Source organism: Paraburkholderia sp. PAMB 6770, assembly GCF_057748135.1.
In genome coordinates, this window is record NZ_CM173239.1 from 1,823,692 (window position 1) to 1,839,971 (window position 16,280).

Consider the following 16,280-nt stretch of genomic DNA (forward strand, 5'->3'; position numbering starts at 1 on the left):
TGAAAGGCACGATCCGATGAAACCAGGCCGGCCCATATGCTCGGGTTCGAGCGATACCCCTAAAAAAGCAGTCCTGACGATTGGAGAACTGGCGACATGCGCTGGCGTTTCAGTCAGTGCGATCCGCTTCTACGAAGATCGGCACCTGCTGAGCGGCTTCCGTACGCAAGGCCAGCAGCGCCGCTATCGCCAGGAGAGGGTTCGCCGCCTCGCGTTCATTCGCGCCGCCCAGGCGGCGGGCCTTTCGCTCTCCGACATCCGCCATGCGCTCGACGCGCTGCCCGGGCAGCGCGCGCCGACGCGGCAGGACTGGGAGCATCTTGCGCAAACGTGGCGGCCGCTGTTGCAGGTGCGCATCGACAGACTCGTCGCGCTGCGCGACAACCTCGCGGCATGTGCGGGCACCGAGTGCGGCAGGCGGCCGGCAGGCGCACCGTGCCAGCCCGAAGACCGCTTCATGAGGGGCGCCGTCGTGCACGCCGATGACACGGTCGCCGCATGAGCGTCGCCTGCGGCGGCAGCGGCGCGGCGCCTCACGTCGCGGCGAGACGGCGCCCCGCGGGGCCTCGTCCGGCAACCCTGCGCCGCCCCGCATCGACACTGTGCGGCTCAGAAATTGTACTTGTCGATGTTGCTCGCATCGAACGTCGTCGGCGGTCCGAGAATGATCTCGCCGTCCTTGCCGATCGTGCGCTTGCCGAGCTTGCCCGCGTCGAACGACTCGCCTTCCTTGCCGGTGATCTCGCCGGACGCGAGCGCCGCCGCCGCATACGCGGCGAGGTAGCCGAGCTGGCCCGGATCCCACAGCTGGAACGCCTTGACGGTGCCGTTCTTCACGAATTCGCGCATCTGGTTCGGCGTGCCGAGGCCTGTGACCTGCACCTTGCCCTTGCTCGACGACGACGAAATATAGCGCGCCGCCGCCGCAATCCCGACCGTTGTCGGCGCAACGATCGCCTTCAGGTTCGGATACGCCTGCAGCAGCCCCTGGGTCTCGACGAACGACTTCTGGTCGTCGTCATCGCCGTACGCAATCTTCACGAGCTTCATCTTCGCGTACTGCGGCTTCTTCAGTTCCTCCTTCATCCACCTGATCCACGTGTTCTGGTTCGTCGCGTTCGGCGTCGCTGACAGGATCGCGAATTCGCCCTCCCCGCCGATCAGCTTCGCAACGAGCTGGATCTGTCCACGCCCGATGCCCTCGGCATTCGCCTGGTTCACGAACAGTTCGCGGCCGTCGGGCGCCGTGTCCGAATCGAAGGTCACCACCTTGATGCCCTGCGACATCGCGCGCTTCAGATACGGGACGACCGCATGCGCGTCGTTGGCGGCAATCACGATTGCGTCCTGATGCTGCGTGATCATCGTGTTGATGTACGGCACCTGCGACGACGCACCCGCATCCGACGGCCCCACCACCTTGCCGATGCCGCCGAACTCCTTGATCGCGGCAAGCCCGCCGTCGTCCGCGATCACCTCGTACGGATTGTTGATCTGCTTCGGAATGAACGCGATCTTCAGGCCGCTCTTGATGCCCGCCGCGCCGGCCGTACAGCTGATGCCCAGCAGCGCCGCGCACAGCGCGAGCGCGCCGGCATGACGTAGAGGTTTGAACATGAAGTGTCTCCTGGTGGGTGATCGGACCTGCGGGTCCGGGTTGTTGATATCGGATCGGCCGCGCGGCGGCGCCGCTACGACGCTACGACGCTACGACGCTACGACGCTACGACGCTACGACGCTACGACGCGCCCGAGCGCGCCAGATAGCGCCGGTCGCGCAGCGCGCGCCAGCGGGCCACGAGATTCGGAATCAGCACCGACGCGAGCAGCAGCGCGCCGGTGACGATCGTCAGCGTCTCGCTCGACACGTCGACGAGTGTCAGCGCGTTCTTCAGCACGCCGATGATCAGCAGCGACAGCAGCACGCCCGCCATCGAACCGCGTCCGCCGAAGATGCTCACGCCGCCGAACAGCACCGCGGCGATCACCGCCAGCTCGAACCCCTCGCCGTTGTCGCCGCGCGCGCTCGTGAAGCGCAGCGTGTAGACGACCCCGGCGAGCGCGCTCATCAGCCCGGACAGCACGAATAGCCGCAGCCGGATCTTCGCGACCTCGATGCCGGAAAACGCCGCGGCGGTCGGGTTCGCGCCGATCGCATACAGGCTGCGGCCAAACGCGGTGGCCTGCAGCAGCACCGTGAACAGCACCGCCGCGACGATCACCGTGACGAACGGCAGCGGAATGAAAGTGCTGCCGAGGTTGTTCATCCCGAATGCGGTGTAGCCCGCCGGAAAATCGGCCACCGCCCGATCGCCGAGCAGCACGTACGCGAGGCCGCGAAACAGCGCGAGTGTGCCGATCGTCACGGCGAGCGACGGCAGGTTCAGCCTGACGATCACGAGCCCGTTGAACAGTCCCGCGAGCGCGCCGGCCGCGAGCACGAGCGCGATCACGACCGGCATCGGCAGGCCGAGGTGCCACAGCACGCCCATCAACGCGCTCGATACCCCGAGCACCGACGCGACCGACAGGTCGATCTCGGCCGCCACGATGACCAGCGTCATCGGCAGCGCCATCAGCGACACCTCGGTCAGATCGGCGAGCACATTGCTCAGGTTGTCACTGCTCAGGAACACCGGCGACAGGATCCGCCCGAGCACGAGCGACGCCACGAGCAGGATCGCCAGCAGCGCTTCCCAGCGCAGCGGCGTCTCGCGTTTGCGCGTGAGCAGCGCGGAATCGGGTTTAGCCATGAGCGCGTTTCCTCATCATGCGTTGAGCGACGGAGCGGGCGAGCAGCGTGTCGGCGGCGATCGCGATCACGATCAGCGCCCCCTGGATCGCCTGCTCCCAGAACGGCGACACGCGCAGCACGACGAGCGCGATGCTGATCACCCCCAGCACGAGCGCACCGAGCGTCGCGCCGAGAATCGAGCCGACCCCGCCTGTAATCGCGACGCTGCCCACCACGGCCGCGGCGACGACCTGCAACTCGATGCCCTTCGCGGTGCTCGCGTCGACCGTGCCGAAGCGCGCGAGCCACAGTGCGCCGGCGAGGCCGGCGATCGCCCCCGACAGCAGAAAGCCCGCCATCACGCGCCGCTCGACGTTGACGCCCGCGAGCCGCGCGGCCTCCGGGTTCGAACCGATCGCATAGTGCTCGCGGCCGCCGCGGAACTGCTTCAGATACACCGACAGCGCAACGAGCACTGCCAGCGCGATCAGCGCGAGCGTCGGCACGCCGAACACGGCGCCGGTGGCGAGGCGCGAGAACGCATCCGGCAGGCTCGTCGCATTGATCTGGCCGCCGTGCACCCACGCGTAGTCGGCGCCGCGAAAGATGTACAGCGTCGAGAGCGTCGCGACCAGCGACGGCACCCCGCCCACCGCCACCAGCAGCGCATTGATGCCGCCCGCGACGAGGCCGATCGCGACGCCCGCCGCCAGCGCGACGAGCACCGGCATGTGCGGAAACGCGACGTACAGGCTGCCGACCGCATACGCGGCGATACCGACCGTCGAGCCCACCGACAGATCGATATGCCGCATCAGGATCACGACGGTCATGCCGGCCGTCAGCAGGCCGATGATCGATACGTTCAGCAGCACGTCGCGCAGGTTCTGCAGGTTCAGAAACTGCGGCCGCGCAAGGCCGGTGCCCGCGATGAGCAGCACGAGCACGACGAACAGCGTGGTCTCGCGGCTTTTCGCGAGCACCGTGACGAGGCCGCCGCTGCTGCGGGCGGCCGGTGGCGCGGCGGCGTCCGGCCTGTCGTCCACCACCGGCGCCGCGTGAGGATGAGGTTGGGAGTGGCGCATCATGCGGCGTGCCCCAGTGCGCCGGCGGGCTGCCCGAGCGCAGCGCTCATGATCCGCTCCTCGTTCGCGTCGGCGCGCGCGATCTCCGCGCTGATGCGTCCTTCGTGCATCACGAGCACGCGGTCAGCCATGCCGAGCACCTCCGGCAGTTCGCTCGATATCATCAGCACGGCCATGCCGCCCGCGACGAGTTCGGCGAGCGCGCCATAGACCTCGGCCTTCGCGCCGACATCGATGCCGCGCGTCGGCTCGTCGATGATCAGCACCTTCGGGTCGGTCGCGAGCCATTTGCCGAGCACGACCTTCTGCTGGTTGCCGCCGGACAGCGTGCCGACCGGCGCGCCCAGGTCGGCCGCTTTCAGCCGCAGCCGCGTGCCCCACTTCGCCGCCAGTTGCGTCTCGCTGCCCGCGGCGATCAGCCCGTGCCGCACGAGCCGGCCAAGCACCGTCAGCGACGCATTGCGCGCGATGCTCAGCTCCAGCGCGAGCCCCTGCTGGCGCCGGTCCTCGGGCACGAGCGCCAGCCCCGCGCGCACCGCGGCCGCCGGCCGCCCGGTCGCGAGACGTTCGCCGGCGATCCACACCTCGCCCGCATCGAGCGGATCGATGCCGAAGATCGCGCGCGCCACCTCGCTGCGGCCCGCGCCGACGAGCCCCGCGAGCGCGACGATCTCGCCCGCGCGCACGTCGAATGCGATATCGCGGAACACGCCGGCACGCGTGAGCCCGCGCACCTTCAGACGCACGTCGCCGGGCGTCACGTCGGCCTTCGGATAGAAGCTCTCCAGATCGCGCCCGACCATCCGCGCGACGATCTGCGCGGTGCTGAGCGTCGCGGTCGGCGCATCGAACACTTTTGCACCGTCGCGCATGATCGTCACGTGCTGCGTGAGCGCGAACACCTCGTCGAGGCGGTGCGTGATGAACAGGATCGCGACATTGCGCTCGCGCAGCTTGCGCACGATCGCGAAGAGCCGCTCGACCTCGGTCAGCGACAGCGCGGCAGTCGGCTCGTCCATGATCAGCACGTTCGCGTTCAGCGACAGCGCCTTCGCGATCTCGATCACCTGCTGGTCCGCGATCGACAGCCCGCGCACCAGCTGGTCGGCCTGCAGATCGACGCCGAGCGACGCGAGCAGCCCGTCGACCTCGCGACGCATCGCGTCGTACTGGATGCGGCCGATCCGGTCGACCGGCTGGCGGCCCATGAAGATGTTCTCGGCGATCGACAGGTCGAAGAACAGCGTCGGCTCCTGATAGATCACCGCGATGCCCGCGTCGCGCGCGTCGGCCGGCGTCGCGAAGCGGCGCGGCGCGCCGTCGACGCGGATCTCGCCCGCCTCCGGCTGATGCACGCCGGCCAGAATCTTGACGAGCGTCGACTTGCCCGCGCCGTTCTCGCCGAGCAGCGCGTGCACCTCGCCCGCGCGCAGCGTCAGGTCGCCGTCGAGCAGCGCGCGGACCCGGCCGAATGATTTGCTCGCATGCCGCAGTTCGAGCCGCGGCGTCGCGTGTGTCGGTTGCTGCACAGCCTGTCTCCTCCATGGTGCGGCGCGCGCGGCGCCGCGTGTCCACCCTCTTGCGCGGCGCGCCGCGTCAGATCCGGTAGATGCGCTGCGCGTTGCCGCGAAAGAGCGCCTCTTGATCCGCCTCGCTCGCATCTGCGACGATCGCGCCGTACGCGTGCCACAGGTCCTCGTAGCGACCGAACAGCCGGTCGACCGGGAAGTTCGACGCGAACATCGCGCGCCCGACGCCGAACGTGTCGATCGTCTCCAGAACGTAGGGCCGCAGGCTCTCGACGCTCCAGCGATGATCGAACATCGCGAGTCCGCTGATTTTCACCGACACGTTCGGGCAGGCCGCCAGCATCCGCATGCCGTCGCGCCACGCACGATAGCCGGCGACGCTGCTGCGGTCGACGAACATCCCCGCGTGGTTGACGATGAACGGCGTGTCCGGATGCGCGTGCGCGAGCGCGGCGGCCTCGGCCATCTGCGACGGATACAGTTGCAGATCGAACGACAGCCCGTAGCGCCGCAGCAGCGCGAAATGCGCGCGCCATGCCGGTTCGCGCATCAGATGCCGGCCGACGTAGTCGTAAAGCGGCGTGTCGTGCACGTTCAGGATCTGCCGCACACCGCGCGTATTCGCGAACGCCGCGTGCGCTTCGAGCACCTGGGCGGCATGGGGCGCGCTCAGATCGACTGCCGCGACGATGCCGTTCGGCATCCCGCGCGCGCCGTCGCCTTGCGCGATGTGCTGCAGCCAGCGGGTCTCCTCGACCGGATCGGCGGGATCGTGATTCGCCTCCACGTGCACCGTCTTCAGAATCTCGATGTCGCCGCGCTCGCCGAGCAGGTCGGCGAGCAGATAGTCGTGCCGCAGCGCGCGCGCATCGCCGACGAACGACACGCCCGGATTCGCGAGCCACGGATAGTGATGCGTCTTCAGGTCCCACAGATGGATGTGAGGATCGACGACCTGCATGAACGGCCTCCGTTGCGCGGCGGTTTAGTGTGGCGCGGTGTCGTGCGCGGCCGCCTGCGGCAGCGCGAACAGCGGATCGAGCGCCTGTTGCAGCGGCACGCGATCCGCGTCGGTCTGCATGATGTCGGCCATGTAATCCCACCATTTGCGCATGATCGCGCGTTGCGGCAGGCTCGCCATCCGGTGATCGCCGGTCCGGGTGAGGACCGCGAACAGATGGTGCGTGGCAGGATCGAGAAAGATCCGGTAGTCGACGATGCCCGCTTCGCGCAGCGCGTCGGCGAGTTCCGGCCAGATCGCGGCGTGGCGGCGCGCGTACTCGTCGCGCATGCCGGGGTTGAGCACCATCCGGAAAGCAATCGTCTCCATCGCGGCCTGTCTCCGTGCGGGTCTTTCATTCAGTTGAACGCGCCCTGGTGAAGCGTCTGATACGACTATAATTCGCCCATCGATAACATCTCAATCCGTTGTTGGGATTGGGCGATCCAGAAATCGAATCGCACCGCCGCCCGCCATGAGCCAGAACGCCGCTACCGTCGCCCTCGTCAACCGGCTCAAATTCAAGCATCTGGCGCTGCTCGTCGCGCTCGACGACGCGCGCAACCTGCATCAGGCCGCCGACGCGGTCAATGTCGCACAGCCAAGCGCGTCGCGCATGCTCGGCGACATCGAGGAGGCGTTCGGCTTCCTGCTGTTCGAGCGCAACGCGCGCGGGATGCAGCCGACCCCGCTCGGCGTCGTCACGCTCGCCTACGCGCGGGGCGCGCTCGCGCAACTGACGCGCTTTGCCGAAGACCTCGACGTGAAGCGCAAGGGCGGCCACGGCCAGTTGACGGTCGGCGCGATCATGGGCGCCGCCCCCGACCTGCTCGCGATGGCCGTCGCGCAACTGAAGACCGAGCGGCCGCTGCTGAACGTGCGGATTCTCGGCGAAACCAGCGACCAGGTCGTGCAGTTGCTGCACCGGCGCGCGGTCGACCTTGCGCTCGGGCGCCTGACGAGTCCGCTCGAACACAACGATTTCAGCTTCGAGCCGCTCGCGCGCGAAACGCTGCTGCTGGTCGTGCGCACCGCGCATCCGCTCGCGCACTGCGCGGCGATCACGCTTGCCGAACTGATGGCATGGCCCTGGGTCGCGCAGCCGGTGACGAGCCCCGCGCGCGTGCTGTTCGAGGAGGAGCTTGCGCGCGCCGGTCTCGCGACGCCGGTGAACCTGACCGAATGCGCATCGATCTTCGCAACGCTGCAACTGCTCGAAAACTACGACGCGGTCGCGATGCTGCCGGAGTCGGTCGTGCGCGACCACGTGCGCGGCAAGCTGCTCGTCGCGCTGCCGGTCGAGATCGGCAAGAGCCTCGCGGGCTTTGGCATTCTCACCCGCAAGCAGGAACCGCTCACCGAACCCGCCGAGCACTTCGTCGCGCTGTTGCGCAGCGTGTCGCGCCTGCTGCCGGGCGACGCGCAGCCGGGCGCGCCCGGCGCAGCGTGAGACGGCGGCGTGCAGCACGCTCGCGCGGCCCGCGTCACTGCAGATTGACGAACATCCCGCCGTCCACCAGCAGCGCCGCGCCGGTGACGTAGCGCGCGCGGTCCGATGCGAGAAACACCACGCACTGCGCGACGTCGTCCGGTTCGCCGAGGCGCCCGAGCGGAATGCGCTTCTCGAAGTAGGCTTTTTTCGCTTCGTCGGCGAGGTCTTCGGCGTTCAGGTCGGTCGCGATCGTGCCGGGCATCACCGAGTTGCAGCGGATTCCATATGGGCCGAGCGCGATCGCGCACGACTGCATCAGCGAATGCACGCCGGCCTTGGTCGGCGTGTAGTGGGTCTGCATGGCGCCGCCCACCAGCGCGCTGATCGAGCTGGTCGCGACGATCGCGCCGCCGGTGCCCTGCGCTTTCATCTGCTGCGCGGCGGCCTGGGTCACGTAGAACGCGCCGTTCAGGTTGACCGCGACAGTCTGCTGCAAGACTTCGGGCGGCATGTCGAGAAACGCGTGGAACGGACAGATGCCGGCGTTGCTCGCGAGCACGTCGAGCCGGCCAAACGCATCGGTTGTGCGCGCAACGAGCGCCGGCCCGGTCGCCGGATCGGCCACGTTGCCCTCGACCGCGATCGCGCGGCGCCCGAGCGCCTCGATCTCGGCGAGCACCTCGTCGACCGCGCGGCCGCGCCCGTACGACGCATCGTTTTCGCCCCAGTAGCTGAGCGCCACGTTCGCCCCTTCGCGCGCGCAGGCCACTGCGATCGCGCGGCCAATGCCGCGCGATCCGCCTGTCACGATCACCACCTTGTCCTTGAGCAGCACCGTTGTCTCCTTGAGCGGGTCATCGTCGGGTTCCGGCGCGCCGCACGCGGCGCGCGCACCGCGGGCGCACGCGCGCTCAGCGCGGATACGGCCGCGCGAGCGCGCATTCGGGATTGAGCCGCACGCCGAAGCCCGGCGTGTCCGGCACCTTCATGCGGCCGTTCACCGGCACCGGTTCGTCGAGCAGCAGCGGCGTGAACATCGGCACGACCGCATCGGCCTTCGGCGCCATCATCAGGAACTCCGCGAACGGCGAGTTGTGCCGCGTGACGACGAAGTGATAGCTGTACACCGACGAACCGTGCGGCACCACCATCACGTTGTGCGCGTCTGCGAGCGCCGAGATCTTGATCAGCTCGGTGATGCCGCCGCACCAGCCGACATCCGGCTGGATCAGGTCGCAGCAGTTCATCTCCAGCAGCATGCGAAAGCCCCAGCGGGTCGCCTCGTGCTCGCCGGTCGACACCATCATGCCGCGCGGCACGTTGCGGCGCAGTTCGGCGTAACCCCAGTAGTCGTCGGGCGGCAGGCATTCCTCGATCCATTTGAGCCCGCAAGCGTGCGCGCCTTGCGCAAGACGCGTCGCATACGGCACGTCGAGGCTCATCCAGCAGTCGAACATCAGCCAGAAGTCGTCACCGACGCGGTGGCGCATTTCGGCAAGCGTGGCGAGGTTCTGCTTCAGGCCCGCATCGCCCTCGGCCGGGCCGTGCTGCAACGGCAGCTTGCCGCCGATGAACCCCATCTGCTTCGCGAGATCGGGCCGCGCGCCGGTCGCATAGAACTGCAGCTCGTCGCGCACCGGACCGCCAAGCAGCTGATACACCGGCTCCTTGCGGACCTTCGCGAGCAGATCCCACAACGCGAGATCGACGCCGGAGATCGTGTTCAGCACGATCCCCTTGCGGCCGTAGTAGAGCGTCGCGTAGTACATCTGGTCCCAGATCTTCTCGATGTCGGTCACGCACTGACCTTCGATGAAGCGCGCCAGATGCTTCTCGACGATGAACGCGCCGATCTCGCCGCCGGTCGTCACCGCGAAGCCGACGGTGCCGTCGCTCGCTTCGACTTCGACCACGAGCGTGCCCAGCACGTTGATGCCGAACGATTGCCGGCTTTGCCGGTATTGCGGATAGCGCGCCATCGGCGTCGCGATGTGGTCGTCGATCCAGTGGCCGTCGGCCTGGTCGTGATAGTCGGCGCCGCCGCCACGAACGATGAAGGCGCGCACGTGCTGGATGGTGGGCATGGCCATGAATAAGGCTCCGGGTTGAATGCGTGAAGGCGCGGCGCGCGCCGGGCAGGACGGCGACGGGCGGCGCGGCGATGGGTGGCCCGACCGGTGGCGCGACCCGCGGCGCGGCGCGCGGCGCCTGTCGGGCGCTCGCGGCGCGCGGCGCTCAATAGGTCGCGCGGCCGCCCGACAGATCGAATACCGCGCCGGTGCTGAACGCGCAGTCTTCCGACGCGAGCCAGAGGATCAGCGACGCCGCCTCGTCGGGCAGCAGAAAGCGGTTCATCGGGATCTTCGAGAGCATGTAGTCGATATGCTGCTGCGCCATCGAATCGAAAATCTCGGTCTTCGCCGCAGCCGGCGTCACCGCGTTCACGAGGATGTTCTTCGTCGCGAGTTCCTTGCCGAGCGACTTCGTGAGTCCGATCAGCCCCGCCTTCGACGCGCTGTAGTGCGACGCGTTCGGATTGCCTTCCTTGCCCGCCACGGACGCAATGTTGACGATGCGTCCATAGCCCTGCTTCAGCATCTGCGGCACGATCGCGCGGCAGGTCAGGTACGGGCCGATCAGGTTCACGTCGATCACGCGGCGCCAGACCTCCGGCGTCAGCTCCCACGTCGTGCCGTTGCCGCCGGTGATGCCCGCGCAGTTGACCAGCACGTCGATGCGGCCGTGCGCGGCAAGCGTCTGCGCAGTGGCCGCGTGCACCGACGCCTCGTCGGTCAGCTCGACGACGGCCGTCGATACCGCGCCGCGCGCGCCGAGTTCGGCGGCGCTGCGGGCGAGGCGCGCGGCGTCGACGTCCCACAGCGCGGCGGTCGCGCCCGAGTCGAGCGCGCGCTGCGCGACCGCGTAGCCAATGCCGCGCGCCCCACCGGTGACGACGACGACGCGCCCCTCCAGATCGATCCGGTTCATTCTGCTGTCTCCCGTGATGCCTGCGGCATCCACCTTGCTGTCGTGATTGCTGTCGTGATGCGGATGCCGCTCAATATAAAAGCTGCCCGATACCCGAACAATCCGAGTATCGGAACACGCGATAGCAAAAGTGGATCGAATGCGCGGACGCGGCGGCAAGCCCCGGATGATGTGTGACAGAATAAGGTGCCGTCTTCGTGCCCGCGCCGCCCCGCCGACCGGAAAACCGCGCGGCCGATGAACCACCCTGCGAGGAAACGCCTGCATGAGCTGGAGTGTCGATCAGCAACTGGCGCTGGACGCCTGCGGCGCGGTCGCCGCGCTTCGCAGCGGCCGTCTGCGCGCCGCCGATTACGTGGCGACGCTGCTCGCCCGCGCCGCCGCGCTCGATTCGCTGAACGCGCTGACCGTGCTCGACATGGACGGCGCGCTCGCGCAGGCCGCGCGGCTCGACGCGCTGCCGGCACAGGAGCGGGCCGCGCTGCCGCTCGCCGGGCTGCCGGTCGTGATCAAGGACAACATCAATACGCGCGGCCTGCCGACCACGGCCGGCACGCCCGCGCTCGCGGGCTTCGTGCCGGCCACCACCGCGCCGTCGGTCGGGCGGCTCGTCGATGCGGGGGCGATCGTGTTCGGCAAGGCCAACATGCACGAACTCGCGTTCGGCATCACGAGCACGAACCTCGCCCCGCACGCGGGGCCGGTGCGCAACCCGTACGACCCGAGCCTGATTCCGGGCGGCTCGTCGGGCGGCACGGCCGCGGCGATCGCCGCGCGCATCGTGCCCGCCGGCCTCGGCACCGACACCGGCGGCTCGACGCGGATTCCGGCCGCGCTCACCGGCATCGCCGGGTTGCGACCGTCTGTCGGCGACGGCGGCGCCGAGCGGCGCTATCACGATCCGCTCGCGGTCGTGCCGATCAGTCACACGCGCGACACGGTGGGACCGATGGCGCGCACCGTCGCGGATCTCGCGCTGCTCGACGGCGTGATCACCGGCGATACGTGCTGGCCGGATGCCGCATTGTCCACGCTGCGGCTCGGCCTGCCGGCGCCGCTGTGGGACGCGCTCGAACGGCGTGTCGAGCGTGTCGCGCGCGATGCGCTCAAGCGGCTCGCGGCGGCCGGCGTCACGCTCGTGCCGGTCGCGCTGCCCGATCTGCTGCCGCTGAACAGCCGCATTGACGGCGTGCTCGCGCTGCACGAAGCGTACAGCGACGTGCCCGCCTGGCTCAGGGCAAACCACGCGCCGGTCACGACGCTCGAACAGCTCGCCGCTCAGGTGGCGAGCCCCGACGTGCGCGCGATCTACGACACGATCGCCGCAGCGCCGTTTGCGGCGGCGTATCCCGACGTACTGCGCGTGTGGCGCCCGCAACTGCAGCGCCTGTATGCCGGGACGTTTGCTGCGGAAGGACTCGACGCGCTGCTGTTTCCGACCACGCTGCTCGCCGCCGTGCCCATCGACGCGCTGCATGGGTCGTCGACGGTCTCGGTCGGCGGCGGGCCGCCCGTCGACGAGATGAGCGCGTTCCTGCGCAACACGAGTCCGGGCAGCAATGCCGGCATTCCGGGTCTGTCGTTGCCGGCCGGGCTGAGCGAGGATGGTCTGCCGGTCGGCCTCGAACTCGACGGCCCGGTGGGCAGCGACCGGCGGCTGCTCGCAATCGGCGTCGCGATCGAACAGCTGCTGGGCGGCGTGCCCGCGCCGACACTATGAGGCGCCTGCGGCTGACGGTCCGGACCGGCATGAAGGATGCGCGCATCGACTCCATCGAGCGCATCGAGCGCATCGAGCGCATCGTGCGCATCGTGCGCGGCGCCGCGCGATCGCTCGCGTTCGCGGCGGTCGTCGGCGTGGCGACCAGTTGCGCGCACATCGCGGCGCTCGACCCGGATGCGCTATGGAAAATCGTCGGCGGCCAGTGCGTGCCCGAGGAACAGGCAATGGGCCGGCCCGGCCAGTGCACGCGCGTGAACCTCGCGGAACATTACGCTGTCCTGAAAGATATTCGCGGACGCAGCCAGCATCTGCTGATTCCGACCGAGCGGGTCACCGGCATCGAGAGCCCCGCCGTGCTCGCATCCGGTGCGCCCGAGTACTGGGCATACGGCTGGGACGCGCGCCCGATCATCGAACACTCGATCGACCGGCCGCTCGCCGCCGAACAGTACGGCCTCGAAATCAATTCGAAGTTTCGCCGCTCGCAGCAGCAACTGCACATCCACATGGACTGCATGCGCGTCGACGTGATCGCCGCGCTTGCCCCGTATCGCCGTATCGCGCCGGGACGCTGGCACTGGGCCACGCTCGACGGCTCGCGCTACCGCATCATGCGGGTCACGCAACTCACGCGCGCGGACAACCCGTTCCGGATCGTCGCGCGCGACCACCCGGATTCCGCGTCGATGGCCACGCAGACGATTCTCGTGACGGGCGCCGGGTCGTCCGCGCAGCGCGATGGCTGGCTCGTCCTGAACAGCGGCCTCGACCTCGAAGGCGGCACCGGCACGGCCGAGGGGCTGCTCGATCACGCGTGCCGGCTCGCCGGCACGCACGCGCCTCACTCCGCGTCGAGCACCAGCAACTGAGCGCCGTCGGCGACCTGATCGCCGACGCCGTACAGCACCTCGGCGACCTTGCCGGCCGCGGGCGCTTCGATCGTGTGCTCCATCTTCATCGCTTCCATCACGATGAGCGGCGTGCCTTTTTCGACCACCGTGCCCGCCTCGACCAGCACCGCGATCACCTTGCCCGGCATCGGCGCGGTCAGACGGCCCTCGCCGTGCTCGGCGTCGGCCGCATGCGCCAGCAGGTTCTGCCATTCGAACGCCAGCGCTTCGCCGAGACAGAACACATGGAACACGTCGCCATCGGCGAACACGCGGCCTGTCACGCGCCGCGCGCCGAGCGTCGCGCCGTATTCGTGCGCGTTCGCGCCGCGCCACCACGCGAACGGTTCGGGCTCGGGTTCGGATTGGGGCGTGCTCCCGCACGCGAGCGTCTGCTGCGCGCCGTCGCGCGCGAACGTCGTCGCGAGCGCCTGCTCGGTATCGAGATCGCGCCACGCAAGCGCCCTCGTCAAGCCGCCGTTCAGGCGCCAGTGCGCGAGCGCATCCCATGGCGAGGCAAGTCCCTCCGCGCCGGCCACCGCCGAAGCGGCAGCCTGTGCGGCGGCGGCCGTCGCCTCACGCGCGAGCAGCGCCGCGCAGGCGAGCGCGAGCGCCTCGCGCCGCGGCTTGTCCGCCGGTGCAAACAGCGCCGCGTGATGACGCTCGATCAGGCCCGTATCGAGATCGCCGCTTGCGAACGGCTCGCTCGCGACGATGCGCCGCAGAAATTCGACGTTCGTATGCGGCCCCACGACCTCGCATGCACGCAGCGCCTGCGCGAGCCGCGCGAGTGCTTCCTCCCGCGTCGCGCCATGGACGATCAGCTTCGCGATCATCGGATCGTAGAACGGCGTGATCGTGTCGCCCTCGCGCACGCCGCTGTCGATCCGCACCGGCGCGCGTGCGCCGGGCGCGCCGATCGCGAACTCGACGCCCGCCGGCATGCGCAGCAGCTTCAGCGTGCCGGTCGACGGCAGAAAGCCGCGCGCCGGATGCTCGGCGTACAGACGCGCTTCGATCGCGTGCCCGTCGAGCGTCAGTTGCGCCTGCGCGAGCGGCAACGGCTCACCGCCGGCCACGCGCAACTGCCATTCGACGAGGTCGAGGCCCGTCACCATTTCGGTGACGGGATGCTCGACCTGCAGCCGCGTGTTCATCTCCATGAAGTAGAAATCGGCGCCCGTCATGATGAATTCGACGGTGCCCGCACCGACATAGCCAACCGCGCGCGCCGCCGCCACCGCGGCCTCGCCCATCGCACGCCGCACGTGCGGCGCGAGCCCCGGCGCCGGCGCCTCTTCGAGCACCTTCTGATGGCGGCGCTGCACCGAGCAGTCGCGATCGAACAGCCACACCGCGCCGCCATGCCGGTCCGCGAACACCTGCACCTCGACGTGACGCGGGCGGGTCAGATACTTTTCGATCAGCACGCGATCGTTGCCGAAGCTGCTCTTTGCCTCGCGCTGGCACGACGCGAGCGCGGCGGCGAACTCGGCGCTGCGCTCGACCACGCGCATGCCCTTGCCGCCGCCGCCCGCGCTGGCCTTCAGCAGCACCGGATAGCCGATCGCGTCGGCCTCGCGCTGCAGATGCCGCGGATCCTGATCGTCGCCGTGGTAGCCGGGCACGAGCGGCACGGCCGCCGACTGCATCAGCGCTTTGGCCGCCGCCTTCGAGCCCATCGCCGCAATCGCGGCAACCGGGGGCCCGATAAAGACGAGACCGGCCGCCTCGCAGGCTTCGGCAAATGCTTCGTTCTCCGACAGAAATCCGTAGCCGGGATGGATAGCCTCGGCGCCGGTCGCGCGCGCCGCATCGATGATCCGCTCGATGCGCAGATAGCTGTCCGCCGCTGCCGCACCGCCGATGTGGACCGCTTCGTCACAGGCCGCGACGTGTTTCGCGCCCGCATCCGCATCCGAATACACCGCGACGCTCGCGACGCCGAGACGCTTGCAGGTGGCAGCGACCCGGCACGCAATTTCGCCGCGGTTCGCGATCAGGATCTTGTTGAACATGAGAAGTCTCGCTGTGGTCTCGCCAGGGGGTTGCCGGGTTTCGCCCGGTATCGCCCGATTTTGCCGGGCCGCATGCGGGGTCGGGTCAGCTCCGCCAGGCCGGCGCGCGTTTGTCGAGGAACGACTGCACGCCCTCGCGCCCTTCCGCACTCGCGCGCACCCGTGCGATCCGGCCGGCGGTGTCGGCAACCAGTGCCTCGTCGAGCGCGCGGCCCGCGACGTCCTGCACGAGCCGCTTGCCCGCGCGCACCGCGTGCGGGCCGTTCGCACACAATGCGTCGGTGATCCGCTGCACCGCGGCGTCGAGTTCGTCCGCGCGCACCGCCTCGCTCACGAGGCCGAGCCGCAGTGCGCTTGCGCAATCGAACGGCTCGGCCGTGACGAAGTAGCGGCGCGCCGCCTGCTCGCCGAGCGCGCGAATCACGTAGGGTGCGATGGTGGCCGGAATCAGCCCGAGCCGCGCCTCGGACAGGCAGAAGCGCACGGTGTCGAGCGCAACCACGATGTCGCAGGCGCTCACCAGACCCAGGCCGCCCGCATACGCGTCGCCGCTCACGCGGGCGATCACCGGCTTGCCGCAGCGGTACACGGCCGACAGCATGTTCGCAAGGCGCAGCGCGTCGGCGCGGTTCTCGTCGTCCGAGTAGCCGGCCATCTTCTTCATCCAGTTCAGGTCCGCGCCCGCGCAGAACGCCTTGCCGTTCGCCGCCAGCACGACCGCCCGTACGTCGTCGCGCGCATCGAGTGCGCAAAACACCGCGTCGAGTTCCGCGATCATCGTCTCGTTGAACGCGTTGCGCACGTCGGGCCGGTTCAGCGTCACCGTCGCCACATGGCTCGCGACATCCAGCAGCAGGGTTTCGTAGTGCATGTCGGCTGAC

15 protein-coding genes are annotated in these 16,280 nt (G+C 69.1%); 4 read left to right on the forward strand and 11 right to left on the reverse strand.

Annotation, left to right across the window (positions count from 1 at the left end):
• The first annotated feature begins 16 nt into the window (after window positions 1-16).
• Window positions 17-502 carry a redox-sensitive transcriptional activator SoxR gene (soxR, locus tag AC3AP7_RS25485; RefSeq protein WP_487363074.1) on the forward strand — a complete coding sequence of 162 codons (486 nt, stop codon included), beginning with the start codon at window positions 17-19 and terminating at the stop codon, window positions 500-502.
• A 107-nt stretch (window positions 503-609) separates the two neighbouring features.
• Here the strand turns inward: soxR and rhaS are convergent, their stop codons facing one another.
• From rhaS to AC3AP7_RS25515, 6 genes are all read right to left on the reverse strand, one after another.
• Window positions 610-1,617 (reverse strand): rhamnose ABC transporter substrate-binding protein, encoded by a 1,008-nt coding sequence (rhaS, locus tag AC3AP7_RS25490; protein WP_487363075.1) that lies wholly within the window; start codon window positions 1,615-1,617, stop codon window positions 610-612.
• A gap of 122 nt (window positions 1,618-1,739) precedes the next feature.
• Window positions 1,740-2,753: an ABC transporter permease gene (locus AC3AP7_RS25495; protein WP_487363076.1), complete on the reverse strand. Its 1,014-nt coding sequence runs from the start codon at window positions 2,751-2,753 to the stop codon at window positions 1,740-1,742.
• Window positions 2,746-3,822 (reverse strand): ABC transporter permease, encoded by a 1,077-nt coding sequence (locus tag AC3AP7_RS25500; RefSeq protein WP_487363077.1) that lies wholly within the window; start codon window positions 3,820-3,822, stop codon window positions 2,746-2,748. Before AC3AP7_RS25500 ends, AC3AP7_RS25495 begins: the two co-directional genes overlap by 8 nt.
• The gene (locus tag AC3AP7_RS25505) at window positions 3,819-5,348 is read right to left on the reverse strand and encodes a sugar ABC transporter ATP-binding protein (RefSeq protein WP_487363078.1); all 1,530 of its coding nucleotides are present in this window, start codon (window positions 5,346-5,348) and stop codon (window positions 3,819-3,821) included. Before AC3AP7_RS25505 ends, AC3AP7_RS25500 begins: the two co-directional genes overlap by 4 nt.
• Before the next feature lie 67 nt (window positions 5,349-5,415).
• On the reverse strand, window positions 5,416-6,309 hold the full coding sequence (locus tag AC3AP7_RS25510; protein WP_487363079.1) for an amidohydrolase family protein: 894 nt from the start codon (window positions 6,307-6,309) through the stop codon (window positions 5,416-5,418).
• A gap of 24 nt (window positions 6,310-6,333) precedes the next feature.
• On the reverse strand, window positions 6,334-6,678 hold the full coding sequence (locus tag AC3AP7_RS25515) for an L-rhamnose mutarotase (RefSeq protein ID WP_487363080.1): 345 nt from the start codon (window positions 6,676-6,678) through the stop codon (window positions 6,334-6,336).
• Between the two features lie 145 nt (window positions 6,679-6,823).
• On the opposite strand from AC3AP7_RS25515, the gene AC3AP7_RS25520 reads away from it, so the two are divergent.
• Window positions 6,824-7,798: a LysR family transcriptional regulator gene (locus tag AC3AP7_RS25520; RefSeq protein WP_487363081.1), complete on the forward strand. Its 975-nt coding sequence runs from the start codon at window positions 6,824-6,826 to the stop codon at window positions 7,796-7,798.
• A gap of 34 nt (window positions 7,799-7,832) precedes the next feature.
• Here the strand turns inward: AC3AP7_RS25520 and lra1 are convergent, their stop codons facing one another.
• The 3 genes from lra1 to AC3AP7_RS25535 form a co-directional block, all read right to left on the reverse strand.
• On the reverse strand, window positions 7,833-8,615 hold the full coding sequence (gene lra1, locus AC3AP7_RS25525; RefSeq protein WP_487363082.1) for an L-rhamnose 1-dehydrogenase Lra1: 783 nt from the start codon (window positions 8,613-8,615) through the stop codon (window positions 7,833-7,835).
• Window positions 8,616-8,691: 76 nt separating this feature from the next.
• Window positions 8,692-9,870, reverse strand: a complete 1,179-nt coding sequence (rhmD, locus tag AC3AP7_RS25530) for an L-rhamnonate dehydratase (protein WP_487363083.1) — start codon at window positions 9,868-9,870, stop codon at window positions 8,692-8,694.
• A gap of 145 nt (window positions 9,871-10,015) precedes the next feature.
• Complete coding sequence (locus AC3AP7_RS25535; RefSeq protein ID WP_487363084.1) at window positions 10,016-10,768, reverse strand: SDR family NAD(P)-dependent oxidoreductase; 753 nt, start codon at window positions 10,766-10,768, stop codon at window positions 10,016-10,018.
• Between the two features lie 265 nt (window positions 10,769-11,033).
• Between AC3AP7_RS25535 and iaaH the strand changes: the two genes are divergently transcribed.
• Both iaaH and AC3AP7_RS25545 read left to right on the forward strand, forming a co-directional pair.
• Entirely contained in the window at window positions 11,034-12,488 is a 1,455-nt protein-coding gene (gene iaaH, locus AC3AP7_RS25540; protein ID WP_487363085.1) for an indoleacetamide hydrolase, read from the forward strand.
• Window positions 12,485-13,360: a CDP-diacylglycerol diphosphatase gene (locus AC3AP7_RS25545; RefSeq protein WP_488324829.1), complete on the forward strand. Its 876-nt coding sequence runs from the start codon at window positions 12,485-12,487 to the stop codon at window positions 13,358-13,360. Before iaaH ends, AC3AP7_RS25545 begins: the two co-directional genes overlap by 4 nt.
• Here AC3AP7_RS25545 and AC3AP7_RS25550 read toward each other — a convergent pair.
• Both AC3AP7_RS25550 and AC3AP7_RS25555 read right to left on the reverse strand, forming a co-directional pair.
• Window positions 13,333-15,399, reverse strand: coding sequence for an acetyl/propionyl/methylcrotonyl-CoA carboxylase subunit alpha (locus AC3AP7_RS25550; protein WP_487363087.1), 2,067 nt, complete (start codon window positions 15,397-15,399; stop codon window positions 13,333-13,335). The genes AC3AP7_RS25545 and AC3AP7_RS25550 overlap by 28 nt on opposite strands.
• 85 nt (window positions 15,400-15,484) lie before the next feature.
• Entirely contained in the window at window positions 15,485-16,270 is a 786-nt protein-coding gene (locus AC3AP7_RS25555) for an enoyl-CoA hydratase/isomerase family protein (RefSeq protein ID WP_487363088.1), read from the reverse strand.
• Window positions 16,271-16,280: the final 10 nt, after the last annotated feature.

Bases quoted from the DNA above. Each gene is read 5' to 3' on its own strand.
- iaaH (WP_487363085.1), top strand. From the start codon at position 11,034: ATGAGCTGGAGTGTCGATCAGCAACTGGCGCTGGACGCCTGCGGCGCG.
- AC3AP7_RS25515 (WP_487363080.1), bottom strand. From the start codon at position 6,678: ATGGAGACGATTGCTTTCCGGATGGTGCTCAACCCCGGCATGCGCGAC.
- soxR (WP_487363074.1), top strand. From the start codon at position 17: ATGAAACCAGGCCGGCCCATATGCTCGGGTTCGAGCGATACCCCTAAA.
- AC3AP7_RS25520 (WP_487363081.1), top strand. From the start codon at position 6,824: ATGAGCCAGAACGCCGCTACCGTCGCCCTCGTCAACCGGCTCAAATTC.
- rhaS (WP_487363075.1), bottom strand. From the start codon at position 1,617: ATGTTCAAACCTCTACGTCATGCCGGCGCGCTCGCGCTGTGCGCGGCG.
- AC3AP7_RS25550 (WP_487363087.1), bottom strand. From the start codon at position 15,399: ATGTTCAACAAGATCCTGATCGCGAACCGCGGCGAAATTGCGTGCCGG.
- AC3AP7_RS25535 (WP_487363084.1), bottom strand. From the start codon at position 10,768: ATGAACCGGATCGATCTGGAGGGGCGCGTCGTCGTCGTCACCGGTGGG.
- AC3AP7_RS25555 (WP_487363088.1), bottom strand. From the start codon at position 16,270: ATGCACTACGAAACCCTGCTGCTGGATGTCGCGAGCCATGTGGCGACG.
- rhmD (WP_487363083.1), bottom strand. From the start codon at position 9,870: ATGGCCATGCCCACCATCCAGCACGTGCGCGCCTTCATCGTTCGTGGC.
- AC3AP7_RS25500 (WP_487363077.1), bottom strand. From the start codon at position 3,822: ATGATGCGCCACTCCCAACCTCATCCTCACGCGGCGCCGGTGGTGGAC.
- AC3AP7_RS25510 (WP_487363079.1), bottom strand. From the start codon at position 6,309: ATGCAGGTCGTCGATCCTCACATCCATCTGTGGGACCTGAAGACGCAT.
- AC3AP7_RS25495 (WP_487363076.1), bottom strand. From the start codon at position 2,753: ATGGCTAAACCCGATTCCGCGCTGCTCACGCGCAAACGCGAGACGCCG.
- AC3AP7_RS25545 (WP_488324829.1), top strand. From the start codon at position 12,485: ATGAGGCGCCTGCGGCTGACGGTCCGGACCGGCATGAAGGATGCGCGC.